Annotated in this window: 1 pseudogene; it reads right to left on the bottom strand. The window is 73.7% G+C overall.

Annotation, left to right across the window (positions count from 1 at the left end):
* Positions 1 to 83 precede the first annotated feature (83 nt).
* A pseudogene (locus AB0B01_RS30940) lies at positions 84 to 762 on the bottom strand (response regulator transcription factor).
* Positions 763 to 1,068 lie beyond the last annotated feature (306 nt).

Raw genomic sequence — 1,068 nt, forward strand, 5'->3', positions numbered from 1 at the left:
TCCCGAGCGGGGCCGCGCCCGGCCGGTCGCCGAGGCCGTCGGCGCCGATGTGGTCCGTGGGGGCCGCGGGGTCCGCGTACGGTTCAGCCACCGTCGGCCGCCAGCCGGTAGCCCGCACCGCGGACGGTCTCGACCGCGGCGCGGCCGAACGGCGCGTCGATCTTCCGGCGCAGGGCGCTGACGTGGACCTCGACGACATTGGGGTCGCCCTCGTAGGCGGCGTCCCAGACGCCGTCCAGTATCTCCCGCTTGGATATGACTTCTCCGGCCCGGCGGGCCAGGTGGACGAGGACGTCGAACTCGCGCGACGTCAGCCGGGCCTCGGTGTCGCCGCGGGTGCAGCGGCGGCGGGCCGGATCGATCACCAGGTCGCCGAACTCCATGATCTGCGGGCTGCGGCGGCCGGTGCGCCGGATCAGGGCGCGCAGCCGGGCGACCAGGACGACGTAGGAGAAGGGCTTGGAGAGGAAGTCGTCGGCGCCGGTGTCGAGGGCCTCCGCCTCGTCGTACTCGCCGTCCTTGGCGGTGAGCATCAGGATGCCCGACTCGCAGCCGGCGGCGCGCAGTCGGGCGCAGACCCGGTAGCCGTTGAGAGCGGGCAGCATGATGTCGAGCACGATGGCGTCGTAGTCGTGCTCGCCGGCCAGCCACAGCCCCTGCGGTCCGTCGTGGGCGACGTCCACCGTGAAGCCCCTCGGCCCGCAGACCCCGCTGCAGGGCCGCGGCCAGCCGCCTTTCGTCCTCGACCACCAGTACGCGCATGGGGACAAGGTTCTCAGGTCGCGCCGCCGCCTTGCTGAAGAGGTCTTCAGGTCGCTTCAGCGGGGCTTCAGCTCGGCGCGCGCACACTCGTGCGAGCCGGGCGCAGGACCCTGGAGAAACACGAGGATCAGCCAGATGACTCAGACCAGACCGCAGCCCTCCGAGCCTACCGTGGGCCCGGACGACGCGAAGGCCGGGGCGAACGCCGACGCGGTGGACCGCCGCGGCCGGCTCGTCCGGCTGGCCCGCGAGGGGCGCACCCGGTGGGTGGCCCTCGGGCTGGTGGTGCTGGTCGGCGGCGGCGCG

It is taken from the genome of Streptomyces sp. NPDC044571, from assembly GCF_040647115.1.
In the GTDB taxonomy this organism is placed as follows: domain Bacteria; phylum Actinomycetota; class Actinomycetes; order Streptomycetales; family Streptomycetaceae; genus Streptomyces.